The 8092-nt window shown below is 41.5% G+C and carries 5 protein-coding genes; all 5 read left to right on the top strand.

Annotated features, from left to right (window positions below):
* The coding region (locus PAN06_RS11950) for a PhoU domain-containing protein (protein ID WP_276593274.1) at positions 1-583 on the top strand (583 nt) is incomplete at its 5' end.
* 154 nt (positions 584-737) lie between these two features.
* A complete protein-coding gene (gene nagA / locus PAN06_RS11945; RefSeq protein ID WP_269796423.1) occupies positions 738-1895 on the top strand; it encodes an N-acetylglucosamine-6-phosphate deacetylase in 1158 nt (385 codons plus the stop codon).
* A gap of 131 nt (positions 1896-2026) precedes the next feature.
* Entirely contained in the window at positions 2027-2245 is a 219-nt protein-coding gene (locus PAN06_RS11940) for a hypothetical protein (protein ID WP_003018530.1), read from the top strand.
* Complete coding sequence (locus PAN06_RS11935) at positions 2242-3084, top strand: aldo/keto reductase (protein ID WP_269796422.1); 843 nt, start codon at positions 2242-2244, stop codon at positions 3082-3084. Before PAN06_RS11940 ends, PAN06_RS11935 begins: the two co-directional genes overlap by 4 nt.
* 269 nt (positions 3085-3353) lie before the next feature.
* Positions 3354-7772: a S8 family serine peptidase gene (locus tag PAN06_RS11930; RefSeq protein ID WP_269796421.1), complete on the top strand. Its 4419-nt coding sequence runs from the start codon at positions 3354-3356 to the stop codon at positions 7770-7772.
* The last annotated feature ends 320 nt before the right edge of the window (positions 7773-8092 follow it).

The raw sequence follows: 8092 nt of genomic DNA, 5'->3' as shown, positions 1-8092 counted from the left end.
TTTAGGTGGATATGCAGACAAAGCTTTTAATCTCTCTTATGATTATATTGTTCATCAAAATGAAAAAACAGCTGAAAAGGGACATAAGACAGAAGAAGCCATTAATACCATTGATGATGATTTGACTCGCTACTTGATTCGTTTGTCGAGTGAAGCCTTGAGTCCGAGAGAAAGTGAAGTTCTCACCAATATCTTAGATTCCTCACGGGATTTGGAGCGGATTGGAGATCACGCGGAAGCCTTGATCAATCTGACTGATTATTTAATTCGTAAGAAAGTGGTCTTTTCAGAAGCGGCCTTGGCTGAATTGGAAGATATTTACAACCAAACCCATCAATTTGTAGAGGATGCCTTAAAAGCTGTTGAGAACAATGATGTGAGTCTTGCAAACCAATTGGTAGCACGTCACGAGGCAATTGAAAAGTTGGAGAAAAGACTTCGGAAAACCCATATTCGTCGTTTGAACCACGGTGAATGTACACCTCAAGCCGGAGTGAACTTTATTGATATCATTTCTCACTATACACGTGTTGCAGACCATGCCATGAATCTCGCTGAGAAAGTACAAATCGAGCAAATTTAATGAACGTCAAACAGAGTAAGTAGGAAGCTTACTCTGTTTTTTTGTTGGATTCTATTCAAAAATAGGTCTAGACCATTTACAAATAGAAGTGAAAGCGTTATAATATGTATGAATATAAATGGAACACAGTTCCTACAATGGAAAGGACGATTTTATGTCTACATATATTAAAGCAGATCAATTTTATTACCCACATGGGGTTCGCCGCGGAGGCTATTTGGAGCTTGTTGATGGCAAGTTTGGGAAACATGTGGAAAGCTTACCAGAAGGTGCGGATGTGCTGGATTATTCTGGTTACAGCATTGCGCCTGGCCTCGTAGATACCCATATTCACGGATTTGGTGGGGTAGATGTGATGGATAATAATATCGAAGGCACTCTCCATACCATGAGTGAAGGGCTCTTGAGTACAGGGGTTACGAGCTTTTTGCCTACGACCCTTACTTCCTCTTACGAACAACTTTTGGCAGTAACGGAAAATATCGGTGCACGATACAAAGAAGCAACAGGAGCTAAGATTCGCGGGATTTATTTTGAAGGACCTTATTTCACAGAAAAATACAAGGGAGCTCAAAACCCGTCTTATATGAAGGATCCAAGTATGGAAGAATTCCGTGCTTGGCAAAAAGCTGCCAATGGTCTGTTGAATAAGATTGCTCTTGCTCCTGAGCGTGAAGGGGTAGAAGAATTTGTTCGGACCATTACAGGAGAAGGGGTGACTGTCGCTCTGGGACACTCCAATGCTACTTTTGAAGAAGCTAAAAAAGCGGTTGATGCAGGTGCGAGTGTCTGGGTACATGCCTACAATGGTATGCGTGGTTTGACGCACCGTGAACTCGGTATGGTTGGTGCCATGTATGAGTTGCCTCATACTACAGCAGAGTTGATCTGTGATGGCCATCACGTGGATCCGCTAGCGTGTGATATCCTGATGAAACAAAAAGGAAAAGAAAATGTTGCCTTGATTACGGACTGTATGACAGCTGGGGGCTTAGAAGACGGGGACTACATGCTTGGGGAATTCCCGGTTGTGGTCGCTGAAGGGACGGCTCGCTTGAAATCAACTGGTAATCTAGCTGGCTCAATCTTGAAATTGAAAGATGGATTAAAAAATGTTGTAGAGTGGGGAATTGCTAACCCTCACGAAGCAGTGATGATGGCCAGCCTCAATCCGGCAAAATCAGTCCATATTGATGATGTTTGTGGTCAAATTCGAGAAGGGTATAATGCGGACTTCATCGTGCTTGATCAAAATTTGGATCTGGTTGCGACCTATCTCGATGGGGTCAAACGTTACCAGGCAACTAACTAGATTCAAGAAACGAAGATAGAATACTTCCTCTCTAGGTCATACCTAGAGAGGTTTTTGTTTACCGATGGTAGTGCAATTTTGTGAATGCTGTCTTTTCATGCTATAATGGGAATTGAAATGTGAGGTAGCTTATGAAGGCAATTGATATACGTTTTTTATTGATGGGAATTTTTTTCTTGCTCTATGGGATTGTAAGAAAAAATATCTTTATTGTGATCGTTGGTGGGGCATTTTTACTCTATAGTTTTTATAGCAAGAAGATGGAGCCAACCAAGAAGAATATTTTTAAGCCAGAGCTCAAGCTTCGAGGGCCTAAGAAACCGAAATCGAAGAAAGGAAAGAAAAAATGAATCATTATCGTTTAAATAATGGGGTGGAGATTCCTGTATTGGGATTTGGGACATGGAAAGCAGCGAATGGAGAAGAAGCCTATCAAGCTGTCTTAGCTGCTTTAAAAGCAGGTTATCGCCATATCGATACAGCTGCGATTTATCAGAATGAAGAGAGTGTGGGTCGGGCCATTAAAGACAGTGGGCTTGCGCGCGAAGACCTGTTTATTACCACCAAACTTTGGAATACTCATCACACCTATGAAGACGCTCAAGCTGCTTTGGAAGAGTCTCTTGAAAAACTAGGCCTGGACTATGTGGATCTTTATTTGATTCATTGGCCAAATCCAAAACCCCTTCGAGAAAATGATGCTTGGAAACAACGAAATGCTGAGGTTTGGCGGGCAATGGAAGATATGCTAGCTGCTGGCAAGGTTCGTGCTATTGGTATTAGCAATTTTCTGCCTCATCATTTGGAAGCCCTCCTTGAAACAGCTCGGGTTATTCCGGCTGTGAACCAAATTCGTCTATCACCTGGGGTGTACCAAAGCGAAGCCATTGCAGCAAGTCGCAAGCATGGCATTTTACTAGAAGCTTGGGGACCTTTTGGCCAAGGAGAATTGTTCCAAAATGAACAAGTAAAAGAAATGGCTACTAAATATGGGAAAACCGTCGCTCAACTAGCCCTGGCTTGGAGTTTGCAAGAAGGTTTCCTTCCACTGCCAAAATCGGTTACGCCTGAGCGGATTGCGAGTAATCTAAATTGCTTTGATTTTGAATTGACCGCAGATGATGTGGAACTCCTTCGCCATCTTCCGGTTGAAGCAGGTGCACCAGATCCGGACATCAAAGATTTTTAAGAGAGAATTTCTATTCATTAATGAAAACCGAGGACAGTTTCGTTCTCGGTTTTTAAAATGTTTTCAATGATTAAATAATTTTAAAGTTCCAATAAAAACAGATGTTCTATAATACTTTCCCACGCTAATTTATATTTTTCCGAACGAAAATAAATTAATAGTTAGTAACGTTTGTGAATGTTACATTTGTGTTACATTTTGTTTTTTGAATGAATTTTCAGATAATTTTGCGTTATAATAGTTACTATTAAAATAAAAGGGGAGTTTCTATGAATAGACAAGAACGTTTTTCATTAAGAAAATACAAATTTGGTGTAGCCTCAGTTTTATTAGGGGCTGTTTTGGTATTTGGATCTGCACAAGCGAGTGCAGAAGAACAAGCGGCCAGCCAAACGAGTGCTGGAACACAGCTTGTAGCCACTACTCAACAGGCACCTGCTGAAGAAGAGCATTCACAAGCAACAGAAGCAAATACAGCAGTTGCTAGTGAGAAAGTAGAAGTTGCAAAAGAAGCAACAGTTGCTGAAAAGACAACGAATGCAACAGAAGCAGCTCTTGTTGAAAAAACAGAAGCTCCGAAAGAAGCAGCTACTGTTCCAGAAACAAAACCGGAAGTAGCGGAAAAACCTGTAGAAAAAGCAACAGAAGTGGCTTCTGCGACAAGTTTAGAAACAACGAATCGCCATGAGGCAGCTGAAAAACCTCAAAGCATCGAAAGTGACGAAATTATTACTGTTCCCCAAACCTGGAAGCAAGGCTATAAAGGGGAAGGGATGGTTGTCGCCGTCATCGACTCTGGTTTGGATGTGAACCACGAGGTTCTTCGGATTACCGATCCTTCAAAAGCTAAGTTTAAAAACCAAGAAGAAATCGAAGCTGCTAAGAAAGCGGCAGGAATTGATTATGGTAAATGGTACAACGACAAGGTTGTCTACGCTTATGACTACTTTGATGGGACCGACAATATCAAAGAGGCCGAAAGAGATTCCCATGGGATGCACGTTACAGGGATTGCAACAGGGAATCCTGATAAAGAAGCAGGAAACGGTGAAAAGATCTATGGTGTAGCACCAGAAGCGCAAGTTATGTTTATGCGTGTCTTTTCAGATCGTCAAAAAACAACAGGTTCTGCCCTTTATGTAAAAGCAATTGATGATGCTGTAGCCCTTGGTGCAGATACCATCAATATGAGTCTTGGATCTACTACTGGTTCTATGGTCAATGCTGATTCAGATATTGTGGATGCCATTAAACGAGCGCGTGCTAAAGGGGTATCTGTCCTAATCTCTGCAGGAAATAGCAATACTTTTGGGAATGGTTATTCAAGACCAGCTGCAGAAAATCCAGATTACGGCTTGGTCGGAAACCCATCAACAGTAGAGGATTCCATCTCTGTTGCTTCTATCAATAACAACATCATTACAACAGAGGTTTTTGAAGTCAAAGGTTTGGAAGGCAATGCAGAAGCGGATAACGGAAAATTTGATTACAGTAAATCTGCTGCAGATGCTGATTTTGAAAAAGGCAAAGAGTACGAATATGTATCAGTTGGTCTTGGGAAAGAAGATGATTTTAAAGATCTAGACCTTACCGGTAAATTGGCCTTAATCCAACGTGGGGAAATTCCATTCTCAGAAAAGATTGCCAATGCCTTCCATCATGGTGCAGCAGGAGCCTTGGTCTACAATAATGTGGAAGGATCTAATCTTGGAATGGCAATTGATGGAGATGCTAAGAAAATTCCATCTGTCTTCATTTCAAAACGCTATGGGGAAGCTCTTAAAGCTGGATCTTACAAAGTTGTCTTTAACAATACCATGGCTAACCGTCCATCTCCAGAAGCAGACCAATTGTCTGATTTCTCAAGCTGGGGAGTGACAACCGATGGTCAGTTGAAACCAGATGTCACAGCACCTGGTGGGAATATCTTTTCTTCTTTAAATGACAATACCTACGGGGATATGAGTGGTACAAGTATGGCCTCTCCTCACGTAGCAGGTGTGGCAGCCTTGGTTAAAGAATACCTTGTGAAGAACCATCCAGAATTGACTCCAGAACAAGTTTCTGCAACTGTGAAAGCCTTGATTATGTCTACAGCTAAACCACATGTTGACAAAGAAACTGGTGTCTATACTTCTCCACGTCAACAAGGTGCAGGGGTTGTCGATACAGCCGCAGCCGTTTCAACAGACTTGTATGTGACTGGTGAAAACAACTATCCAAGCGTCACTCTTGGTAATGTTGGAGATAGCTTTACCTTTGATGTCACAGTCCACAATATTTCAGATACCGATCGTACCTTGAAAATGTTGGTCAATACAGACACAGATGAAGTAAAAGATGGTAAATTTACCCTTCGTCCACGTAAATTGACTGAAACAGCTTGGCCTGAAGTAACTGTGAAAGCTCATAGCTCTGAAACGGTTACAGTGAAAGTCGATACAAGTAAATTCACAGAAGAGTTGAGCAAAGAAATGCCGAACGGCTATTTCCTTGAAGGATTTGTTCGCTTTGTAGATCCGGCAGATGATGGGGATGTGGTCAGCTTGCCGTTTATGGGATTCAAGGGAGAATTCCAAAACCTTCCAGCTGTTGAAAAACCAATCTATGATTTGGTTCGCGAAGGAAAAGATGGCTTCTACTATCATGTTCCAAAAGATTTGAATATCTCCTCTAGTGCCAATGTTTCTGCGCTTGTTACCCTTCAAAATGATCTTCTCCTCACACAAGGAAAACGAGATGGTCGTCGGATGACAGTTCTTGGTATTGAAGAAAATGCGGAAGGTACACATTCTCTTCAATTAGATGAAAATGGAAATGTTCGCATCGCTATTTCGCCAAATGAAGATGGGAATAAAGACCTCGTTGAATACAAGACAGTTGCCCTTAGAAACATTGAAAACCTTCGTGCAACAGTTTATGCAGCAAGTGATACGGAACATAAAAATCCATTGTGGGAAGGAACTCCATCTGACCATCGTAAGAACTTCTTCAACGGAGACCAAAAGAACCCACGCAGCTACACACTAGATAATACTGCTTGGAATGGTACCGATGCAAATGGGAAAGCAGTAGCAGATGGTGTATATGATTATGTCATTCGTTACACACCAATGGTTCCTGGAGCTGAGGAGCAATCAACAACCTTCAAGGTTCAAGTCGATACTCAAAAACCAGTGATCACATCTGGATATATCCGTTTCAAAGATGGGGCTCAACAGTTTGTAGCACGTAAAGCCAAAGATGTTGGCGAAGGTGGTATCTTAACTGAAAAACTCGTCTACGTGACTCCATTCGATGATCAGGGGACAATGGTCCAAACTAGTGAAGGTAAGAACGGGACACGTGCGCTTGAAAATTACCATGTGATCAAGGCCAATGCAGATGGTAGCTTCGATCTTCCTGAAAACATCGATAAGAAGAATATCTACTACTATGTAGAAGACTTTGCGGGGAACGTAGATTATGTTTCACTAGCTGATTTAGTTCGGGATCAAAATAGTGGTCGGGTTCAAATTGCAGTTCGTGACGCTAAAACGAACAAAGATTTGGATACTATGTATGTTTACCGAATCAAAGATAGCAATGGCCAATACGTATCAGTTGATAAGACAAAAGATATTAACTTCTTGAACTTTGGTCATTATACTGCAGAAATCTTTACGTATGATCGTACAGAAGTGAAATTTGTCAGCAGCTTGACACAAGAATTTGATTTGACAGAGGATAATAGTTTCCAAACGATCGCTTTCCTTGCCAATACTTTAGAATATGCACCAGTTAGCATCAGCTTTGATCAACCGGTTTCAAAAGCAGCTACGATCGTATTGAAAGGGGCAGATGGTGAAAACTTTGTCTTGCCTGCTGAAAAATATGGTAAAAATGGCTTTGGTAAATCTGTAGCAACTGGTCAATATACCTTGGTTGCAACTCTTCCTACAGGCTATGAACTAGCTGAGGAAGCACCAGTGATCTCAGTTGTCGCAGGGCGCAACAACAATTATCGTATTGGAGTGATCTCAAAAGTGGATCTCTTGGCTGCTTTGAACAACCAAGCAGATGTTACAAAGACAGCGCAATACTTCAATGCCAGTGCGGATAAGAAGGAAGCCTATGATCAAGCCTTGCAAGCTGCCCAAGCTGCCTTGACCAACAAGGTTAGTCAAGAGCAAGTCAACCAAGCTCTAGCTAGTCTTGAAGCTGCTAGCCAAGCTTTGGATGGGAAAGATTCAAACGTTGCGGCCTTGAAAAAAGCCATGCAGGCTTACGATGCTACGACTAAAACTGGTCGTTATGCCAATGCCAAAGAAAAAGTACGTCGCGACTACGATCGTGCTTTCCAAACAGTTGCCTTGCTTGCAGTTGATCCAACTGTGAAACAAGAACAAATCAATCAAGCACTTGCTGAGCTTAGCCGTGCGGAAGGAAAATTAAACGGGAAAGCAACTGATTTTTCAAGCCTTGAAAAATACATCAAGGAAGAATTGAAGTTCCAAGAAAAGAATGCTAAATTTATCTATGCTGGAAATGAAGAAAAAGAAGCTTACCTAGCAGCCTTCAAGGATGCACAAACTATCCTTTCAAATCCAGGAGCAAGCCAACAAGATGTGAAAGATGCTTTGACAGCCTTGAAGAATGCCAAGAAAAAACTTCATGGTAAAAAACCAAAAGCTGCAAGACGTCCATAAGAAAAACAACATTGTTTGTTAGCCTAAAATCCGTATGAAACGATTGTTTCATGCGGATTTTAATTTACAAGTCACTAAAAATCTGCTATAATACTAGTCAAGAAAGAAGGGCTTACGGCGTTTTTCTAGCGAGCTTGGGATAGTGAGAGCCAAGTAGAGCAAAGTAAGCAAGTGGCGCTTTCTCTCAGTAAAAAGCTGAGTAAAGTAAAATAAAATGAAGTAATAAATTAGGGTGGAACCGCGTTTCTGACGCCCCTAGGTCAAAGGACTTAGGAGCAGAGACACGGTTCTTTTTGTATCCTAAGTCACAAGAAACTTTA

This window comes from Streptococcus sp. SM3, from assembly GCF_027497875.1.
The sequence above is the reverse complement of the archived record's forward strand: the minus strand, read 5'-3'. Positions and strand labels throughout refer to the sequence as shown.

Coding starts and splice junctions, on each gene's coding strand:
- PAN06_RS11930 (WP_269796421.1), top strand. CDS start 3,354: ATGAATAGACAAGAACGTTTTTCATTAAGAAAATACAAATTTGGTGTA.
- PAN06_RS11940 (WP_003018530.1), top strand. CDS start 2,027: ATGAAGGCAATTGATATACGTTTTTTATTGATGGGAATTTTTTTCTTG.
- PAN06_RS11935 (WP_269796422.1), top strand. CDS start 2,242: ATGAATCATTATCGTTTAAATAATGGGGTGGAGATTCCTGTATTGGGA.
- nagA (WP_269796423.1), top strand. CDS start 738: ATGTCTACATATATTAAAGCAGATCAATTTTATTACCCACATGGGGTT.